Raw genomic sequence first — 18,468 nt, forward strand, 5'->3', positions numbered from 1 at the left:
GACATGGACGAGATCTTCACCGGAAACTTCACCCAGCAGGAGCCGATCCCCGAGGCGGCGATCGAGGCCGCGGTCGCGGTGCTGCGCACGGGGCGGCTGCATCGCTACAACACCGTGCCCGGCGAGGCGGGCGAGGCGGCGCTTCTCGAAGAGGAATTCGCCGCGGCGATCGGGTCGAAATACTGCCTCGCAGTCGCCTCGGGCGGCTATGCGCTTGGCTGTGCGCTGCGCGCGGTGGGGGTGAAGCCCGGTGATCGGGTGCTGACGAACGGCTTCACCCTTGCCCCGGTGCCGGGCGCGATCGCCTCGCTTGGCGCGGTGCCGGTTTTCGTCGAGGTGACCGAGGATCTGGTGATCGACCTCGACGATCTGGCGGCGAAGGCGGATCAGGCGCGGGTCTTGATGCTCAGCCACATGCGCGGCCATATCTGCGACATGGACCGGCTGATGGAGATCGCCCGCGCCCACGACCTGATGGTGATCGAGGATTGCGCCCATACGATGGGGGCGTCCTGGGCGGGGATGCCGTCCGGGCGCCACGGCGCCATCGGCTGCTATTCCACCCAGACCTACAAGCACATGAACTCGGGCGAGGGCGGGCTGATCGTCTCGGACGATCCCGACCTGATGGCGCGGATGATCCTGCTTTCGGGAAGCTACATGCTCTACCCGCGCCACCGCGCCGCGCCGCCCGCCGCGCATTTCGAGGCGCTGAAATACGACACGCCGAATGTCTCGGGGCGGATGGACAATCTGCGCGCCGCGGTGCTGCGGCCGCAGATCCCGACCCTGCCCGAGCGGGTGGCGCGCTGGAATGCGCTTTACCGCGTGATGGAGGCGGGGCTTGCGGGCGTCGCGGGGCTGCGCCTTGTGCCCCGTCCGCAGGCCGAGGCCTATGTCGGCTCGTCCTTCCAGTTCCTGCTGCCGGGCCACGGCCCCGAGCGCATCGCCGCCCTCGTCGCGCGGCTCGCCGCGCGCGGGGTCGAGCTGAAATGGTTCGGCCCGGCCGAGCCCGCGGGCTTCACCTCGCGCTATGACAGCTGGAAATACGCCCCGGTGCAGAGCCTGCCGCGCACCGACCGGGTGGTGGCGGCGCTTCTCGACCTGCGCTTGCCGCTCACCTTCAGCGAGGCCGATGTGGCACAGATCGCGCGCATCATCGCCCAGGAAGTGCCGCGCTGAGACCGGGGCAAGGGGGCGCTGCCCCCTCGCGGCCATGGCCGCTCACCCCCGAGGTATTTCGGCCAAGATGAAAGCAGGGGCCTTCCCGCTTCCAATTGCCTCAAATATCCCGGGGGGAGTCCGCAGGACGGGGGGCAACGCCCCCCTGATCCGCGAGGTCCGAGGCGCGCGCGCGGGCGGGAAGCTCGGCCATCACCCGGCGCCGGTCCGCGGGCGTCATCCGCGCCCAGGTGCCGATCTCTGCAAGGCTGCGAAAGCAGCCGGTGCAGATTTTCCGCTCGGGGTGCAGCGCGCAGAGCTTGCGGCAGGGGCTTTCGATCGCCCCGTGCTCAGCCATCGGCGCGGCCGAGATAGCCGAGCCGGTCGAGCGCGCCTTGCAGGATGAAGCCCGCGGCGACATGGTCGATGCGCTCGGCGCGCGCGCGCCGCGACAGATCCGCCTCGAGCATTGCGCGTTCGGCCGCGACGGTCGAGAGGCGCTCGTCCCAGAAGCTGATCGGCAGCGGCGTCAGTTTCTCGAGGTTGCGCGCGAAGGCGCGGGTCGACTGGCAGCGCGGGCCCTCCGATCCGTCCATGTTGCGCGGCAGGCCGAGCACGATGCCGGTCAGCGCCCGCCCGGTAATGATCTCGAGCAGCTTCTCGGCATCGAGGGTGAATTTCTCGCGCCGGATCGTCAGCAGCGGCGTCGCGACCGAGCGCAGCCCGTCCGAGACCGCGACCCCGATCGTCTTCGTGCCGAGGTCGAGCCCGGCGACGGCGCCGGCGCGGGGCAGGGCGGTGGCGAACTCTTCAATGGTGTCGCAGATCACGGCGCCACCTTCGCGGCTTCGGCCGCCTGCTGCACCATGGCGAGCGCCGCGGCGTCACCCGCAAGCGCCGTCTGCGCCTTGCCGTAGATCTCCTTCGCGCGCCCGCTGTCGCCGAGCATGGCAAGCGAGCGCACGGCACGCGCCCATTCCTGCGCCGAGCCGCCCTCGGTGGTCAGCCGTTCGGCAAGCCCGTCGACCATGCCGCGGATCATCTGCTGGCGCTCCTCGGGGCTCATCTCGGCGGCGTTCTGCACGTCCTCGGCGCTCGGCCCCGGCATCGCGCCGGCGCCGGGTGCCGCCATCGGGGCGCCGCCGCCCATCGGCCCCATCGCCGCGCCGACCGGCGCCTGGGTCGCTGCGTCGATCTTCGCGAGCGCCTCCTTGTCGGAGACGAATTTCGAGCGCGCTTCGGTCGCGATCGCATCGGCACGCCCGGTGTCGCCCAGCATCCTGAGCGAGGAGACGAGCTTCGCCCAATCCTCGACCGGGCCGCCCTCGGAGGCGAGGCGGTCGTTCAGCTGCTCGACCATGCCGCGGATCATCTGCATCCGCTCCTCGGGCGTCATCTGCGCCGCATTCGCCATGTCGGCGGCCGAGGGGCCGCGGGTGCCCGGCGGGGTATAGTTCTGTTCGCCGGCAAGCCAGGCGAGCTCCTCGATGTTCGCCCGGATCGGCGCGTTCCAGGGCGCGTCGGCAGGGGTGTTGCGCAAGAGCCCGTCCCAGAGCAGGAAGGCGCGGTCGGGCCGGCCGTTCTGCCCCATCATCAGCCCGATGTAATAGAGCGCGAGCCCGTTCTTCGGCTCCTTGTCGAGGGCGGTGGCAAAGGCCGCCTCGGCCTCGCGGGTGACAAGACCACCCGCGGCGACCACCATGTCCTCGCCGAGCTGGGCGTAATCCTCGCCCGTCGCGCCATCGCCCTTCGCCGCGATCAGCCGCTTTTGCGCCTCGTAGCCGGCGCGGAAGTTCCCCATCGCCATTTCGTTGCGGGCAAGGAGCGTCAGACCTTCGAGGTCGCCCGGCCGCTCGGCCACGGCCTGACGCAGCTTTTCCATCAGCTCGGCGAATTTCGGATCGACCGCGGGGGCCGGGCCACGGCTTGCCGCCGCCTGCTTCTCGGCCTCGTCCTGCGAGGGGCGGCTGGCATAGGAGGTGTCGGCCTCGGCGAAGCGCTGACGGATCGGCATGTCGCCATAGCCGCGCGCGCCGAGCACCGCATAGCCCGCGAAGGCCGCGCCCAGAAGCACCACCACCACGCCGAAGGCGGCGACGGTGGCGCCGCGCGGCGCCTCGCCCGCCCGCCGGCCCAGGTCCTTGCCGGCGCGTTCCTGCCGGTCGGCCTCGAGCATCCGGCGCGAGATCTCGATCTTCGTGCGCTCCGCCTCCTCGGGCGAGATCACGCCGCGGGTGCGGTCCTTCTCGAGATCGGAGAGCTGGTCGCGATAGACCTGCACGTCATAGCTCGCGGTCGAGGTCTCCTCCTCCGGATGCCGGCGCAGCAGCGCAAGACCGAACAGCAGGGCGATCATCGCCACGAGGGCGGCGGTGAGTATCCAGAACAGCATGGCGTCTCCTATCCTCGCCCCCGTTTAGGCGATGTGTCCGGGGCACGAAAGAGACAAGCGCGTGAGGGGGCGCCGTGTCGCAGGAGGTGATGTCGCTTTTTTCCCTGCGATGCCGCTTGAGGGGGGCTTTCGCGACAGGGGCGGGTCCATCAAGGTGGGGAAGGGCGGCAGTGACTCGCCGCTTTCGGACAGTCGACGGGCGAAGGAAACGCGATGAGACGGTATTCGATGTTCGCGGTGGCGCGCGAGGCGCTGCGCTACCACGCGGGCTGGGAGCGCGCCTGGCGCTCGCCCGAGCCGAAGAAGCGCTATGACGTGGTGGTCGTGGGCGCGGGCGGGCATGGCCTTGCCACCGCCTATTACCTCGGCAAGGTGCATGGCATCACCAATGTCGCGGTGATCGAGAAGGGCTGGCTCGGCGGCGGCAACACCGGGCGCAACACCACGATCATCCGCTCGAACTATCTGCAGGATGCCTCGGCGGCGATCTTCGAGAAGGCGCTGCAGCTTTACGAGGGCCTGTCGCAGGATCTGAACTACAACGTCATGTTCAGCCCGCGCGGCCTTCTGATGCTGGCGCAGTCCGAACACGAGATGCGCGGCTACAAGCGCACGGTCTATGCCAACGCCCTGCAGGGCGTGCAGACCGAATGGATCTCGCGCGAGCGGGTGAAGGAGCTGGTGCCGATCATCAACCTCGACGGGCCGCGCTATCCGGTTCTGGGCGCGCTCTATCAGGAACGCGGCGGCACCGCGCGCCACGACGCCGTCGCCTGGGGCTATGCCCGCGGCTGCTCGGCGATGGGGATGGACATCATCCAGCAATGCGAGGTCACCGGCATCCGCACGGTGAACGGCAAGGTGCAGGGCATCGACACCACCAAGGGCGCGATCGACTGCGGCAAGCTCGCGATGGTCGTCGCCGGCCATTCGGGCGTGCTGGCCGAGATGGCGGGCTTCCGGCTGCCGCTCGAATCCGTCGCGCTGCAGGCCTGGGTCAGCGAACCGATCAAGCCGGTGATCGACGTCGTCGTCATGGCGAACCTCGTCCATTGCTACATCAGCCAGTCCGACAAGGGCGAGCTGGTGCTGGGCGGCGGCATCGACCATTGCAACAACTTCACGCAGCGCGGCTCGTGGTACACGCTCGAGGAGACCACCCGCGCCCTCGTCGAGACCTATCCGGTGGTGTCGCGCCTCAAGATGCTGCGGCAATGGGGCGGCATCGTCGACATCACGGGCGACCACTCGCCGATCATCTCGAAGGCCCCGGTCGAGGGCATCTTCGTCGACTGCGGCTGGGGCACCGGCGGCTTCAAGGCGATCCCGGGCTCGGGCTGGGCGATGGCGGAACTGGTGGCGAAGGGCCATTCGCCCTTGGCCGAGGGCTTCGGCCTGAACCGATTCCGCGAAGGCCGCTTCATCGACGAATCGGTCGCGGCCGGGGTGGCGCACTGATGTCCGCGCAGCTTTCCGGACCGGCGCTGACGCTGGTGTTTCTCGAGGATGCGATGGTGCTGACGAAGCGCACCTTCGCCGACTGGCGCGCGGTGCAGGATCACTATCCGCGCTACAAGGCCAGCCTTGCGCCCGATGGTCCCGCACATGTGGCCGAGTATCTGAGCGCCGATTACCCCGATATGCCCGAGGAAACCGGGCATGGCTGGTCCGAGGTCGTGGCCGCCTTCGTCGCCTCCGGCGCGGAGGAGATGCCGCTCGCGCGCGACGGCGCATGGGTGTGCCGATGCTGACCCCCTCCCTTTCATCTTGCCCGAAATACCTCGGGGGTCCGGGGGCAGCGCCCCTGGCACTCTCCATCAGGAAGGCCCGCTGACATGCTGACATTCACCTGCCCCTATTGCGGCGTTGTCGCCGAGGAGAGCGAACTCACCGGCGGGGGCGAGGCGCATCTGAAGCGCTTCGGCCCCGGCTCGTCGGACGCCGAGTTCGAGGCGTATCTGTTCACCCGCAAGAACCCGAAGGGCGTGCATTTCGAGCGCTGGCGCCATGCCTATGGCTGTGGCAAGTGGTTCCTCGCCGCGCGCGACACCAACACGCTCGAGGTCTTCGGCACCTATCCGGCGCAGACGACCGAACCGCCGGCCGATCTGATCGCCGCCATCAAGAACAAGCGCCCGGGCTGGGAGGGCTGGAAATAATGAGCACCCGTCTTGCGAAAGGGGGGCGGCTTCTCGACCGCTCGAAGCCCCTCAACTTCACCTTCAACGGCACGCCGCTGCGCGGGTTCCAGGGCGACACGCTCGCCTCGGCGCTGCTCGGCTCGGGCAGGACGCTGCTCGGCCGGTCGTTCAAGTATCACCGCCCGCGCGGCCTCGTCGCCTCGGGCGTCGAGGAGCCGAACGTCCTGGTGAACCTCGGCCGCAACGCGCGGCTCGAGCCCGATCAGCGCGCCACCACCACAGAGCTTTTCGAGGGCGCCGAGGCGTCGAGCCAGAACCACTGGCCCTCGCTCGACTTCGACATCGGCGAGATCAACGACAAGATCGGCAAGCTCTTCCCGGCGGGCTTCTACTACAAGACCTTCATGGCGCCGAAATGGGCGTGGAAGCATCTGTTCGAGCCGGTGATCCGTCAGGCTGCTGGCCTTGGCGCCGCGCCGAAGGAGGCCGATCCCGACCGCTACGAACAGACCTATGCCTTCTGCGACGTTCTGGTTGCGGGCGGTGGCGTGGCGGGTCTTGCTGCGGCACTCGCCGAGGCGAAGGCCGGCAAGCGCGTGATGGTGATGGAGCAGACCGCCTTCTGGGGCGGCCGTGCGCCGGTCGACGGCGGCATCATCGACGGGCTGGCCCCCGACGAATGGGTCAGGAACGCCATCGAAACACTTGAAAAGATGGAGAATGTCCAGCTTTTCACTCGCACCATGGTGTCGGGGCTCTACAACCACGGCTATGTCATCGGCTATCAGCGTGTGGCCGATCACACCCCGGGCGACGGCCGTCCGCGTCACCGTCTGTGGCGCATCCGTGCGGGCCTCGTCATCACCGCGACCGGGGCGCTCGAACGCCCGCTCGCCTTTGCCGGCAACGACGTGCCCGGCGTGATGCTGGCCTCGGCGGTGCGCGACTATGTGGTGAACTGGGCGGTGAGCCCGGGCGACCGCGTGGTGATCGTGACCAACAACGACGACGCCTATCGCACCGCGCTGGCGGTTCTGGATGCCGGGCTCAGCGTGCCGGTGGTGATCGACGCGCGCGACAGCGTCACCGGCGCGCTGCCGATGGCGGTGAAGGCGCGCGGCGTGCGTGTGCTCGAGGGCCGCGGCATCGCCAAGGTGCTCGGCCGCAAGGCCGTCACCGGCGTCGAGATCTGCGCCCAGGCGGGTGAGGGCGGGGTGATCGAGACCGTCGCCTGCGACTGCGTCGCGATGTCGGGCGGCTGGTCGCCGGTGGTCCACCTGTTCTCGCATGTCGGCGGCAAGCTGATCTGGGACGAGGCGGGGGCGATGTTCCGCCCCGACGCCACCCGTCCGCCGATCAAGGCCGACGGCACGGCGCTGGCCCGGGCGGTCGGCGCGGCGAATGGCGCGCTCACCCTCGACGCGCTCTGCGCCGAGGCCGGGCTCGCCGCTCAGGTCGAGCCCGAGGCGCCGCTCGCGCCGGTCTGGGTGATGCCCGCGGGGGCGAAGGAAGCGCTCAAGTTCAAGGCCTTCCTCGACTATCAGAACGACGTGAAGGTCTCGGACGTGCAGCTCGCGGCGCGCGAGGGCTATACCTCGGTCGAGCATACCAAGCGCTATACCACGCTCGGCATGGCCTCGGATCAGGGGAAGCTCTCGAACATCAACGGTCTCGCGATCCTGTCGGATGCGCTCGGTCAGGCGATCCCGCAGACCGGCACCACCACCTTCCGCCCGCCCTACACCCCGATCAGCTTCGGCGCCGTCGCGGCCGAGGCGAAGGGCGAGATCTTCCAGCCGCTGCGCCGCACCCCGATGCACGGCTGGCACGAGGCGAAAGGCGCGCATTGGGAACCCGTGGGCCTGTGGCGTCGGCCCTATTGCTACCCGCGCGCGGGCGAAAGCCACCGCGATGCGGTGAACCGCGAGATCACCAACACCCGCACCAATGTCGGGCTGCTCGATGCCTCGACGCTGGGCAAGATCGTGGTGAAGGGGCCCGATGCCGGCCGCTTCCTCGACATGCTCTACACCGGCATGATGTCGACCCTGCCGGTCGGCAAGTGCCGCTACGGGATCATGTGCAACGAGAACGGCTTCCTGATGGACGACGGGGTCGTGGTGCGGCTGAGCGAGGACAGCTGGCTGTGCCACACCACCTCGGGCGGGGCCGAGCATATCCACGCCTGGATGGAAGACTGGCTGCAGTGCGAGTGGTGGGACTGGAAGGTCTACACGGCCAACCTGACCGAGCAATATGCGCAGGTCGCGGTGGTCGGTCCGAAGGCGCGGATGGTGCTCGAAAAGCTCGGCGGCATGGATGTCTCGAAAGAGGCGCTGCCCTTCATGAGCCTCGCCGAAGGCACGCTCGGCGGCTTCCCGGCGCGGGTGTTCCGGATCTCCTTCTCGGGCGAGCTCTCCTATGAAATCGCGGTGCCCGCGAACATGGGCCTCGCCTTCTGGGAGGCGCTGAACGCCGCGGGTGCCGAGTTCGGCGCGATGCCCTACGGCACCGAGGCGCTGCATGTGATGCGCGCCGAGAAGGGCTTCATCATGATCGGCGACGAGACCGACGGCACCGTGATCCCGCAGGATCTGAACCTCGGCTGGGCGATCTCGAAGAAGAAGGACGATTATCTGGGCAAGCGCGCACAGGCGCGGGTCGAGATGGCGCGCCCGGATCGCTGGCGCCTCGTCGGTCTCGAGACGATCGACGGCACGGTGCTGCCCGATGGCGTCTATGCCGTGGCCGAGGGTCACAACGCGAACGGCCAGCGCAACACGCAGGGCCGCGTGACCTCGACCTACTGGTCGCCGACGCTGAAGAAGGGCATCGCGATGGGGCTGGTCGTGAACGGGCCCGAACGGATGGGCGAGGTGCTCGACTTCCCCGGCGATGGCGGGGTGGTGCACAAGGTGAAGATCGTCGATCCGTGCTTCTACGACAAGGAAGGGGAGAAGGCCAATGTCTGAGGCAATGTCCGCGCTGAAGGGCGAGACCCACGTGGGTTTCGCCACCGTGGCCGAGGCGGGGCTCACCGGCATGGTGACGATCCGGGCCGACCTTTCCGACCCGGCGCTTGCCGCGGCGCTCGCCCCGCTCGGCCTGACCGTGCCGGCGTTGCGCCAGGTCACGGCGGCCGGCGGCCGCTCGCTGGGCTGGATGAGCCCTGACGAGCTTCTGCTGGTCTGCGGCTATGACGAGGCGCCGGCGCTGGCCGCCACGCTCGCCACTGCGCTTGCCGACAGCCACGCGCTGGTGGTGAATGTCTCGGACATGCGCGCACGCTTCACCGTCTCGGGGGCGAAGGCCCGCGAGGTGATGATGAAGCTCTGCCCGCTCGACTTCGCGACCCTGCCGGAGATGGAGATGCGGCGCACCCGCGCCGCCCAGGTGGCGGTGGCGCTGTGGCGCTCGGGCGCGGATGAGGTCAGCCTCGTGTGCTTCCGCTCGGTCGCGACCTATGTGATGGGGCTGCTCGAGGTCTCCTCGCGTCGCGGCGGCGAGATCTTCTGACGACCGGGAGGGAGCGTCCTGGCGCCCCCTCCCGTCTGTGCCTCTGTTCCGCTTCCAATTGCCGCAAATAATCCGGGAGGAGCGCGTCAGCGCGGGGGCAGTGCCCCCTGAACGCCACGGCTCGCCCCCGCTTCGATGCGTCGGCCCTGACGGCACTGTTCCTCGCTGTCCGAAAAATCCCGTCCGCAGACATATTCGTATAGACGAATAAATTCCCCTGCGTCATCGTCCCCGCACACAACAGTGGCAACGGGACGGACTGATGGCGGGACAGCGCGGCATTTTCGCAAGGATAGGGATGGTGGCGGTTCCCGCGGCCCTCGGGGTGGCGGCGGTCTTCTATGCCGGACGGCTGAAGACCCTGCCCGAGCCGGTGGCGGCGAACCGGCCGCCGGCCCTCGTGCGGGTCATCACGCTGGCCCCGACCGATCTCGTGCCGCGGATCAGCGGCTATGGCACGGTGGCGCCGGTGCGCGAATGGCGCGCCATCGCGCGGGCCGAGGGCGAGATCACCGCTGTCGCGCAGCCGCTGGCAGCAGGCGACATCGTCGCGGCCGACACACTTCTCTTCCGCATCGACGATACCGATCTGAAGCTCGACCTTGCCAATGTCGAGGCGCAGGTCTCGGCCTCGCGGGTGAAGGACCAGACCGTCGAGATCAGCCTCGGGCTCGCGCGCAAGGATCTCGAGCTCGCGCAGCAGGACCTGAAGCGGCAGGAGCGGCTGAACACCCAGGGCGTGGCGACGCAGGCCGAACTCGAGACCTCGCGCCGGCAGGCGCTGGTGGCCGAGACCAAGGTCACCGACCTCGAGAACCAGCTGAAGCTGAACGCGGCCGAGCGTGAGGTGCTGGCGACGCAGCGCGGCTCGCTCGAGCGCGCGATCGCCTTCGCCGAGATCCGCGCGCCCTATGCCCTGCGGGTGACGGCGCTCGACGCCGATCTCGGCCAATACGTCAGCCGCGGTCAGCTGCTGCTCGAGGCCGAGGGGGTCGAGGCGGTCGACATCTCGGCACAGTTCCCGATCGGCCGGATCGGGCCCTTGCTGCGGCTTGCGGGCGAGGGGGCGACGGTCACCGGGCTGGGGGCGCGGGTAAAGCTGCCCGCGGCCGATCACGCGGTGGTCTGGAAGGCCAGGGTCGAACGGGTCGGCGACGCGATCGACGCCACGACGCAAAGCGCGCCGGTGGTGGTGCGTGTGGACGATCCGCAGGGGCAGAGCGTGGCGGGCGAGCGTCCGCCCTTGCGGCGCAACATGGTGGTCGAGGTCGAGCTTTTCGCGCCGAAGCGCGCGGCCCTCGTGGTTCCGGCGGAGGCGGTGGCGGGCGGCACCGCGCTGGTGGTGTCGGAGGCGGGCACGCTCGAGCCGCGCAAGGTCGAGACCGGCTTCGTCTCGGGTGACCTCGCGGTGGTGACGAAGGGGCTTGCGGCGGGCGACAGGCTGGTCGTCACCGATCCCTCGATTGCCGTGCCCGGCATGGCGGTGAAGCCGGTCGAGGACGAGACCCGCAAGGCCGAGATTGCGGCCGAGGCGCTCGGTCAGTCGCCCGGCGCGGCGAAACCGGGCAGCGGCATGGGCAGCGGGGCCGGCAGCGGCAAGGGCGGTGGCGCCGGCAAGACCCCGGGGGCCGGCCAATGATCCGCCTCTTTGCCGGCCATCGCACCGCCGCCAACATCCTGATGCTGGCAATTGCCGGGCTCGGGCTGCTGGCGCTGCCGATGCTGCAGCGCGACACCTTCCCGGCGACCCCGCCCTCCGAGGTCTCGGTCCGCATCGCCTATCCGGGCGCGGCACCCGCCGAGGTCGAGACCGGCATCTGCACCGTTGCCGATCCGCTGCTGATGAAGGTCGAGAACCTCGCCAAGCTGACCTGTCTGGCACGCGAGAACGCGGCGCAGATCACCGCCGAGATCCTCGAGGGCGCGGACATGACGCGCTTTTCGAACGACATCAAGGATGTGGTCGACGGCATCACCAGCTTTCCCGACAAGGCCGAGGACCCGGTGACGCAGATTGTCGAGCGCGTGGCCTCGGTCGCCTCGGTCGCCGTCACCGGGCCCGAGGATCCGGCCGTGCTCTACGCCTATGCGCAGACCTTGGCCGACCGGCTGCGCGCCGATCCGGCGATCTCGCTGGTCGATGTCACGGGCTTTTCCGACCGCGAGGTGGCGGTCGAGTTCGACCGCGCCGCGCTCGAACGCTTCGGGCTCGACATGGCGGGCGTGGCGACGGCGCTGGCACGCGACAGCTTCGATATGCCGGCGGGCACGCTCGAGGGCGCGGCGGGCGACACCGCGATCCGCTTCCTCGGCGAAAAGCGCACGCCGGCCCAGCTTGCCCGGATCCCGTTGCGCAGCAGCGCCTCGGGCGGCACCGTGCGGCTTGGCGATGTCGCGACGATCCGCGCGGGCTTTGCCGATCCCTCGCAGGCGACCTGGTTCAACGGCCATCGCGCGGCCATCGTCGCGGTGTCGAAGACCGCCTCTCAGGATGCGCTGAAGGTCAAGGCGGCGCTCGATCGCCAGATCGCGCGGGCCAAGGCCGAGGCGCCGGCGGGTGTCACCCTTGCGATCTCGCAGGATTCGACCTCGAACATCGTCGAGCGGCTGCGCATCATCGGGGTGAACGGGGTGCAGGGGCTGGTGCTTGTGCTGGTCGCGATGTGGCTCTTCTTCGGGCTGCGGATGTCGTTCTGGGTGGCGATGGGCCTGCCGGTCAGCTTCCTGGGCGCCATCTTCGCGATGCAGATGCTGGGCTATACTGTCAACATGATGACGATGGTGGCGCTGCTGGTCGCGACCGGGCTCTTGATGGACGATGCCATCGTGATCTCGGAGAACATCGTGCGCCGGCGGCAGGCGGGCGAGGCGCCGCTCGAGGCTGCGGTGAATGGGGTGAAACAGGTCGGACCGGGGGTCATCGCCTCCTTCCTGACCACCGCGATGGTGATCGGCCCGCTCAGCTTCCTGTCCGGCAACATCGGGGCGCTGCTGAAATACATCCCGATCGTGCTGCTGATCACGCTGACCGTCAGCCTGATCGAGGCCTTCCTGATCCTGCCCGCGCACATGCGCCATTCGCTGGCGGGCGACATGCGCCCGGGCGCCGTCAGCCGCGCGGTGAACGCCGCCTTCGACCGGCTGCGCGACGGGGTGGTGGTGCCGCTTGCGGGGCTGGCGCTGCGCTTCCGCTATCTGACGCTCGGCCTTGCGATCTTCCTCGTGGCGCTTTCCATCGCTCCCTTCACCGGCGGCTTCATCAAGTATCAGAGCTTCCCCACGCTCGAGAGCGACACCGTCGAGGCGCGGCTGCTGCTGGCCGAGGGCTCGCCGCTTGCGCGCACCGAGGCGCGGGTTGCGAAGGTGGTGAAGGCGCTCGAGACGCTGAACGCCGATCTGACCCCCGATCAGCCGGGCGGTCAGCCTCTCGTGCAAAGCTACACCGTCACCTACGGGGTGAATGCCGACAGCCCGTCGAGCGGGCCGAACATGGCGACGGTCAGCGCCGCGCTGCTGCCCGCGGGCACCCGCACCACGCCGGTGGGCGCGGTGCTCGACGGCTGGAAGAAGGGCGTCGGCCAGATGCCCGACATGGCCGCCTTCCGCATCACCGACAAGGAGCGCGGCGCCGGCGGCAAGCCGATCGACCTGCTCGTCGAGGGCGAGGATCTGGCCGAGCTTGCCACCACCGCGCGCGAGCTGCGCCGCTTCTTCCGCGGCTTCGACGGGGTGCGCGACGTCACCTTCGACCTGCAGCCGGGCAAGCCCGAGCTGGTGGTGCGGATGAAACCGGCCGCGGCGGTGCTTCTGGGCGTCACCCCGCTCGCGCTCGCGACCGAGCTGCGCTCAGCCTTCCGCGGCGACAGCGCCGTCACCTTCGCCGATGCCCGCGGCCCGATCGACATCGTGGCCCGCCTTGCGGCCTCCGAGCGGCGCGACATCGGCGATGTGCTGGCGCTGCGCGTGCCGGGCGCGAATGGCGCGCTGGTGCCGCTTGCGGCGGTGGCCGAGGTGACCCAGACCCGCGGTTACAACACCATCACCCATGTGAACGGGGTGCGCGCGGTCTCGGTGCAGGGCACGATCGACCCCGCCATCGCCAATGCGCGCGAGCTGATGGCGGCGATGCGGGCCGACTACCTGCCGGGGCTTGCCGAAAAGCGGCCGGGGGTGAAGGTCGTGGTGCTGGGCGAGGAGGAGGACACCGCGACCACCGGCGCCTCGCTCGCGCGCTTCATGCTGGCGGGCGCCGTTGGCGTCTATCTGCTCCTTGCCTTCACCCTGTCGAGCTTCATCCGCCCGGTCGCGGTGATCGCCGCGGTGCCGCTCGGCCTTGTCGGAGTGATCTGGGGGCACATGGCGCTCGGGTTGCAGATCTCGCTGCCGAGCCTTGTCGGCCTCGCCACGCTCGCGGGCGTCGCGGTGAATGACACGATCCTGCTCGACGCCTTCATCGGCGCGCGCCGCGCCGCCGGCATGCCGATGCTCGAGGCCGGGCGCGAGGCGGTGCGCGACCGCTTCCGCGCGATCTTCCTGACCTCGCTCACCACCGTCGTCGGGCTCGGCCCGCTGCTGTTCGAGCAAAGCACCCAGGCCCAGTTCCTGCGCCCGATCGTGGCGAGCCTCGCCTTCGGGCTGACTTCGGCGACGCTGCTGTCGCTGTTCGTGACGCCGGCGATTCTCGCCATTCTCGAGGATCTCGGCCTCTCGGTCGCCGACCGGGCCGGGACCGAGGAAACTCCGCGGCCCGCCGCGGCGGGCTGAGCGCCATGAGGGCAGGGGGCGGGACACCGGCCGGTGCCCGCCCCCTGCCGTCTTCCAATCGCACCAGATATCCCGGGGGTGAATTTCCCGCAGGGAAAGAGGGGGCAGCGCCCCCTCTCCCGGCCATTGCCCGCGCTGCACCCGATCTGTGCGGATGCGCCCTTGACCTCGCGGCTTCGCGCCCTTCAATTAGGGCCAATCGAACGCAACCGAGGACGAGACACATGGCTTTCGAACTTCCTGCCCTTCCCTATGCCCACGACGCTCTGGCCGATCTGGGCATGTCGAAGGAAACCCTCGAATATCACCACGACCTGCACCACAAGGCCTATGTCGACAACGGCAACAAGGCCATCGCGGGCACCGAGTGGGAAGGCAAGTCGGTCGAAGAGATCGTCAAGGGCACCTATCAGGCCGGCGCCGTGGCGCAGAACGGCATCTTCAACAACGCCTCGCAGCACTGGAACCACACCCAGTTCTGGGAAATGATGGGCCCGGGCGGCAAGGCGATGCCGGGCGAGCTGGAAAAGGCGCTGGTCGAATCCTTCGGCTCGGTCGCCAAGTTCAAGGAAGACTTCGCCGCCGCCGGCGCCGCGCAGTTCGGTTCGGGCTGGGCTTGGCTCGTCAAGGACGTCGACGGGTCGCTCAAGGTCACCAAGACCGAGAACGGCGTGAACCCGCTGTGCTTCGGCCAGACCGCGCTGCTTGGCTGTGACGTGTGGGAACATTCCTACTACATCGATTTCCGCAACAAGCGTCCGGCCTACCTGACCAACTTCCTCGAGAAGCTGGTGAACTGGGAAAACGTCGCTTCGCGCCTGTAATCGCCGCGCGTGCCGGAATCGAGGGCCCGCCGGATCGCTCCGGCGGGCCTTTGCATGTCCGGGCGACGGGCTGCGGCGCTTTGTCCGGGGCACTGGACATTGGGGATGACGAGGCCCATCTTTGCGGGGCAGGGGGATGAGGACAGGAGGATATCATGCTGCTTTCCAAGGGAATGCGGGTGCTGGTCTCGGACGAGACGCGGGCCCTTCTTCTGGAGAATGCCGGTGACACGAAAACGCCCGAGCTGCGGCTTGTGGCGGAATGCCGGGCGGCCCCGGAGGTGGAGTTCGCCGACAAGCCCGGCCGCGAGAGCGACCGGGCGACGGGGCATGGCACCGCCTTCGAGCAGGGCGATCCCGAACGGGTCGGGCAAGAACGCTTCGCGCGCGATCTCGTGGCGTTTCTCGGCACCCATGCCGGCGAGCGGCTCGTGCTGGTGGCGCCGCCGCGGATGCTGGCTGCGCTGCGCGCCGTGTTGCCTGAGGCGCTTGCCGAGCGCGTCGTGGCGGAGCTCGACAAGACCCTGACCGGCCATCCGCTGCCCGAGGTGGCGCAGGTGCTGGCCGCGGCGCTCGATCCGGTCTGACGGAACGCGCGCCCGGCGCCGGGCCGGATCCCGGGGCCCCATCCGGGATCACGGGCCGGTGAAGCGGCGCCGGACCGGCTGGTCTTCCCTTTCCTTGCCGTTTCGTGCAGTGCTGGCGCGTAACGGCAGGGGATGGACATGCGCGAGACGGTCAAGGGGTTCTGGGCACTGATCTCGGTCTGTCTGATCTGGGGCCTGTCGGGCATCTATTACAAGCTGCTGGCCTCGGTGCCGCCGCTCGAGGTGCTGGCACATCGCACGGTGTGGTCGGTGGTGTTCTTTGCCGTGGTTCTGGCCTTTCAGGGGCAGCTCGGGGCGCTGGTCACCGCGCTGCGCAATCCGCGACAGGCAGCGGCGCTGGCGCTTGCGGCGGTGCTGATCTCGATTAACTGGTTCGGGTTCATCTGGGCGGTGCAGAACGGCCACGCGATGGAGGCAAGCCTTGGCTATTACATCTTCCCGCTGGTCGCGGTGGCGCTTGGCATGATCTTCCTGCGCGAGCGGATGGGGCGGCTGCAGACGCTTGCGGTGCTGATTGTCACCTGCGCGGTGCTGTGGCTGACTTGGTCGCTGGGCAAGGCGCCCTGGATCGCGCTGACTCTTGCCGCGACCTTCGGGCTTTACGGGCTGATCAAGAAGGGCATCGACCTGCCGCCGGCAGTTTCGGTCTGTGCCGAGGTGGTGCTGCTCGCCCCCTTCGCGCTGGCTCTGCTGATCGCCGAGCATTTCGGCTGGGGCTTTGCGCCGCATTCGGGCAGCTTCGGCGGCGACTGGACGATGAGCGCGCTGCTCGTGTTCTCGGGCGTGATGACCGGCGGGCCGCTGATGCTGTTCTCCTATGCGGCGCAGCGGGTGCGGCTGGCGACGGTGGGGGTGATGCTCTACCTCAATCCGACGCTGCAATTCCTGGTGGCGGTCATCGCCTTTGGCGAGCCGCTGACCCATGCCTACCTCGTCGCCTTCCCGCTGATCTGGGGGGCGCTGGCGCTCTACTCCTTCGCCAGCCTGCGCGGCGCGGCGCAGGCCCGCTGAGCCCGGCCTCAGCCGAAGGCGGTGACGAGTGCAGCCTCGAGCGCCGCGACATCGGGCACCGTCACCACGAAGTCGCGCAGGCTCGGCGCGGCAAAGCCCTCGGCCACGATGTTCTCGACCAGCGCAATCAGCGGCTGCCAGTAGCCCTCGGTGTCGAGCAGGAAGATCGGCTTCGTGTGCAGCCCGATCTGGCGCCAGGTCAGCACCTCGAAGAACTCGTCGAGCGAGCCCGCGCCACCCGGCAGCACGACGATCGCATCCGAGTTCATGTACATCACCTTCTTGCGCTCGTGCATCGTCTCGGTGACGACGAAGGCGGTCAGGTCGCGCTTGCCCACCTCGAGCGGGAAGAGATGGGCGGGAATCACCCCGAAGGTGGCGCCGCCGGCGGCCTGCGCGGCGCGCGCGACCTCGCCCATCAGCCCGACATCGCCCGCGCCATAGACAAGGCGCCAGTTGCGCGCGGCCAGCAGCGCGCCGGTGGCGCGGGCGGCCTCGGCATAGGCCGGGCGGGCGCCGGGGCGGGCACCGCAGAAGACGCAGACGGAATGGACGGGCAGGGGCATGGCGGATCCTTCGATGGGCCCGTGCGGGCAGCGGGGGCCATCCGGCCGGCGGTTCGGGCGCGCGGGGAGTTGCTTTGTGCCGTGATACCGGCTCAAGTGAACGGGCTCAAGCCGCGGCGCAGACCGCGGGGCGAAAGAGGGAAAAGGACGACGGCGATGACGGATGGTGCGGAGGGCGGCGGCAAGCGTGCGGGGCTCGGCGGGGTGGCGGCCGGGGCGGCGGTTGCCGTGGCGATCGTGGCGGTTCTGGCCGGGTGGTGGGCGCTGAACGGGCCGGTGCCCGGGGCCGCCCCCGAAAGCGCGGAGCCGGCGGCGCCCAGGGTGGCCGAACCCGTCGCGCCCGCTCAGGGCGAGGCGGCCGCGACCGGGGCCGTGACGGGCGAGACGACCGCCCCGGCCGAGCCGGCGGCACCGGCCGAGCCGGCGGAGGCGGCCGAGGTCGCGCGCTTCGACGTGCTGCGCGTCACGCCCGAGGGCGGGCTGACGCTGGCCGGCAAGGCCGCGCCCGGCGCGTGGGTCGAGGTGCTGCTCGACGGTGCGCCGCTCGACACCGTGAGCGCAGATGCGAATGGCGATTTCGTCCTCCTCGCCACCACGGTCGCGCCCTCGGCCGCGGCGCGGGTGCTGAGCGTGAAGGTCACCGGCGCCGATGGCGTCACCCGCGATCTGGCCGAGACCCTGACCGTGGCGCCGAGCCCCGAGGCGCTTGCCCAGGCGGCGACGGCGGCAGGTGCGGCGCCCGAGGTGGTGGCCGAGCAGGTCGCCGCGGCCGAGACGCTGGCAGCGAAACCGCTGGTCACCGATGCTGCCGGGGCCGAGGTGCTGGCCGGTGCCTCGGAGGCGCTCGTCATCGACACGCTCGCCTTCGGCACCGGCGGCGCGATCGAGATCAGCGGTCGCGGCGCGCCGACGGGTGTGGTGCTGCGCGCCTATGTCGACAATGCCGAGGCGGGGCTGGTGCAGGCCGGCGCCGATGGCGGCTGGCGGATGCAGCTGCCGAAGGCCGCGCCCGGGCCGCACGAGCTGCGCGTCGACGCGATCGATGCGGCGGGCAAGGTGGTGGCGCGCGCGGGCACGAGCTTCGAGGCCACGGCGCCCGAGACCCTGGCCGCCTCGGCCAAGGGTGCGGGGGCGGGGGCTGGTGCCCCGGCCGGGGCGCGCGTCGTCACCATCGCGCGGGGCAACACGCTCTGGGCGATCGCGCGCGACACCTATGGCGACCCCTATCTTTACGTGAAGCTCTTCGAGGCGAACCGCGACCAGATCCGCGACCCCGATCTGATCTACCCGGGGCAGGTCTTCACCCTGCCCGAGTGAGGCAAAAGGGGCTGGACTCCGGCGCGCGGCGGCTTAGGTAGGGTCCGGACGCGGGCGGGCAGGGATGCTCCGCCCGTCTTTTCCGATGACCCGAACCGACAGAAGGCGCCGCCGCGCCAGCGAGGATTCCATGCCGCCCTCCCAGATCACCCAATCCGGCAAGCTCAG

At 69.7% G+C, this 18,468-nt stretch carries 16 protein-coding genes; 12 read left to right on the forward strand and 4 right to left on the reverse strand.

Translation table 11 applies throughout. The features are described 5' to 3' along the window. Positions 1-3 precede the first annotated feature (3 nt). The gene (locus EOW65_RS00575; protein ID WP_128147080.1) at positions 4-1,182 is read left to right on the forward strand and encodes a DegT/DnrJ/EryC1/StrS family aminotransferase; all 1,179 of its coding nucleotides are present in this window, start codon (positions 4-6) and stop codon (positions 1,180-1,182) included. 100 nt (positions 1,183-1,282) lie between these two features. Here the strand turns inward: EOW65_RS00575 and EOW65_RS00580 are convergent, their stop codons facing one another. The 3 genes from EOW65_RS00580 to ccmI are packed head-to-tail and all read right to left on the reverse strand — an operon-like array spanning position 1,283 to position 3,553. Further along, entirely contained in the window at positions 1,283-1,582 is a 300-nt protein-coding gene (locus EOW65_RS00580) for a DUF1289 domain-containing protein (protein ID WP_394342719.1), read from the reverse strand. Further along, positions 1,512-1,991 carry a Holliday junction resolvase RuvX gene (ruvX, locus tag EOW65_RS00585; RefSeq protein WP_128147082.1) on the reverse strand — a complete coding sequence of 160 codons (480 nt, stop codon included), beginning with the start codon at positions 1,989-1,991 and terminating at the stop codon, positions 1,512-1,514. The genes EOW65_RS00580 and ruvX overlap by 71 nt, the downstream gene beginning before the upstream one ends. Next, positions 1,988-3,553 carry a c-type cytochrome biogenesis protein CcmI gene (gene ccmI, locus EOW65_RS00590; protein WP_128147083.1) on the reverse strand — a complete coding sequence of 522 codons (1,566 nt, stop codon included), beginning with the start codon at positions 3,551-3,553 and terminating at the stop codon, positions 1,988-1,990. Before ccmI ends, ruvX begins: the two co-directional genes overlap by 4 nt. A gap of 213 nt (positions 3,554-3,766) precedes the next feature. On the opposite strand from ccmI, the gene EOW65_RS00595 reads away from it, so the two are divergent. The 10 genes from EOW65_RS00595 (at position 3,767) to rarD (ending at position 16,417) form a co-directional block, all read left to right on the forward strand. Continuing rightward, positions 3,767-5,011, forward strand: a complete 1,245-nt coding sequence (locus EOW65_RS00595) for a sarcosine oxidase subunit beta family protein (RefSeq protein ID WP_128147084.1) — start codon at positions 3,767-3,769, stop codon at positions 5,009-5,011. Further along, a complete protein-coding gene (locus EOW65_RS00600; protein ID WP_128147085.1) occupies positions 5,011-5,304 on the forward strand; it encodes a hypothetical protein in 294 nt (97 codons plus the stop codon). Before EOW65_RS00595 ends, EOW65_RS00600 begins: the two co-directional genes overlap by 1 nt. An 84-nt stretch (positions 5,305-5,388) precedes the next feature. After that, positions 5,389-5,712 carry a sarcosine oxidase subunit delta gene (locus EOW65_RS00605; RefSeq protein ID WP_128147086.1) on the forward strand — a complete coding sequence of 108 codons (324 nt, stop codon included), beginning with the start codon at positions 5,389-5,391 and terminating at the stop codon, positions 5,710-5,712. After that, on the forward strand, positions 5,712-8,666 hold the full coding sequence (locus EOW65_RS00610; protein WP_128147087.1) for a sarcosine oxidase subunit alpha family protein: 2,955 nt from the start codon (positions 5,712-5,714) through the stop codon (positions 8,664-8,666). The genes EOW65_RS00605 and EOW65_RS00610 overlap by 1 nt, the downstream gene beginning before the upstream one ends. Then, positions 8,659-9,210, forward strand: coding sequence for a sarcosine oxidase subunit gamma (locus EOW65_RS00615; RefSeq protein WP_128147088.1), 552 nt, complete (start codon positions 8,659-8,661; stop codon positions 9,208-9,210). Before EOW65_RS00610 ends, EOW65_RS00615 begins: the two co-directional genes overlap by 8 nt. Before the next feature lie 298 nt (positions 9,211-9,508). Beyond that, complete coding sequence (locus tag EOW65_RS00620; RefSeq protein WP_164879946.1) at positions 9,509-10,849, forward strand: efflux RND transporter periplasmic adaptor subunit; 1,341 nt, start codon at positions 9,509-9,511, stop codon at positions 10,847-10,849. After that, positions 10,846-13,974, forward strand: a complete 3,129-nt coding sequence (locus EOW65_RS00625; RefSeq protein ID WP_128147090.1) for an efflux RND transporter permease subunit — start codon at positions 10,846-10,848, stop codon at positions 13,972-13,974. The genes EOW65_RS00620 and EOW65_RS00625 overlap by 4 nt, the downstream gene beginning before the upstream one ends. 224 nt (positions 13,975-14,198) lie before the next feature. Beyond that, complete coding sequence (locus EOW65_RS00630; protein WP_128147091.1) at positions 14,199-14,798, forward strand: superoxide dismutase; 600 nt, start codon at positions 14,199-14,201, stop codon at positions 14,796-14,798. A 155-nt stretch (positions 14,799-14,953) separates the two neighbouring features. Continuing rightward, on the forward strand, positions 14,954-15,385 hold the full coding sequence (locus tag EOW65_RS00635; RefSeq protein WP_128147092.1) for a baeRF12 domain-containing protein: 432 nt from the start codon (positions 14,954-14,956) through the stop codon (positions 15,383-15,385). Between the two features lie 138 nt (positions 15,386-15,523). Next, positions 15,524-16,417 (forward strand): EamA family transporter RarD, encoded by an 894-nt coding sequence (rarD, locus tag EOW65_RS00640; RefSeq protein ID WP_128147093.1) that lies wholly within the window; start codon positions 15,524-15,526, stop codon positions 16,415-16,417. Positions 16,418-16,425: 8 nt separating this feature from the next. Here rarD and EOW65_RS00645 read toward each other — a convergent pair whose 3' ends face one another. Continuing rightward, positions 16,426-16,983, reverse strand: a complete 558-nt coding sequence (locus EOW65_RS00645) for an LOG family protein (protein WP_121531280.1) — start codon at positions 16,981-16,983, stop codon at positions 16,426-16,428. A gap of 156 nt (positions 16,984-17,139) precedes the next feature. Here EOW65_RS00645 and EOW65_RS00650 point away from each other — a divergent pair, with 156 nt between their 5' ends. Further along, on the forward strand, positions 17,140-18,300 hold the full coding sequence (locus EOW65_RS00650) for a LysM peptidoglycan-binding domain-containing protein (protein WP_128147094.1): 1,161 nt from the start codon (positions 17,140-17,142) through the stop codon (positions 18,298-18,300). Positions 18,301-18,468 lie beyond the last annotated feature (168 nt).

It is taken from the genome of Paenirhodobacter ferrireducens (assembly GCF_004022265.1).
Classification (GTDB): domain Bacteria; phylum Pseudomonadota; class Alphaproteobacteria; order Rhodobacterales; family Rhodobacteraceae; genus Rhodobacter; species Rhodobacter ferrireducens.

Coding starts and splice junctions, on each gene's coding strand:
- EOW65_RS00575 (WP_128147080.1), top strand. CDS start 4: ATGGACGAGATCTTCACCGGAAACTTCACCCAGCAGGAGCCGATCCCC.
- EOW65_RS00580 (WP_394342719.1), bottom strand. CDS start 1,582: ATGTCGCCGCGGGCTTCATCCTGCAAGGCGCGCTCGACCGGCTCGGCT.
- ccmI (WP_128147083.1), bottom strand. CDS start 3,553: ATGCTGTTCTGGATACTCACCGCCGCCCTCGTGGCGATGATCGCCCTG.
- EOW65_RS00595 (WP_128147084.1), top strand. CDS start 3,767: ATGAGACGGTATTCGATGTTCGCGGTGGCGCGCGAGGCGCTGCGCTAC.
- EOW65_RS00600 (WP_128147085.1), top strand. CDS start 5,011: ATGTCCGCGCAGCTTTCCGGACCGGCGCTGACGCTGGTGTTTCTCGAG.
- EOW65_RS00605 (WP_128147086.1), top strand. CDS start 5,389: ATGCTGACATTCACCTGCCCCTATTGCGGCGTTGTCGCCGAGGAGAGC.
- EOW65_RS00610 (WP_128147087.1), top strand. CDS start 5,712: ATGAGCACCCGTCTTGCGAAAGGGGGGCGGCTTCTCGACCGCTCGAAG.
- EOW65_RS00615 (WP_128147088.1), top strand. CDS start 8,659: ATGTCTGAGGCAATGTCCGCGCTGAAGGGCGAGACCCACGTGGGTTTC.
- EOW65_RS00620 (WP_164879946.1), top strand. CDS start 9,509: ATGGTGGCGGTTCCCGCGGCCCTCGGGGTGGCGGCGGTCTTCTATGCC.
- EOW65_RS00625 (WP_128147090.1), top strand. CDS start 10,846: ATGATCCGCCTCTTTGCCGGCCATCGCACCGCCGCCAACATCCTGATG.
- EOW65_RS00630 (WP_128147091.1), top strand. CDS start 14,199: ATGGCTTTCGAACTTCCTGCCCTTCCCTATGCCCACGACGCTCTGGCC.
- EOW65_RS00635 (WP_128147092.1), top strand. CDS start 14,954: ATGCTGCTTTCCAAGGGAATGCGGGTGCTGGTCTCGGACGAGACGCGG.
- rarD (WP_128147093.1), top strand. CDS start 15,524: ATGCGCGAGACGGTCAAGGGGTTCTGGGCACTGATCTCGGTCTGTCTG.
- EOW65_RS00645 (WP_121531280.1), bottom strand. CDS start 16,983: ATGCCCCTGCCCGTCCATTCCGTCTGCGTCTTCTGCGGTGCCCGCCCC.
- EOW65_RS00650 (WP_128147094.1), top strand. CDS start 17,140: ATGACGGATGGTGCGGAGGGCGGCGGCAAGCGTGCGGGGCTCGGCGGG.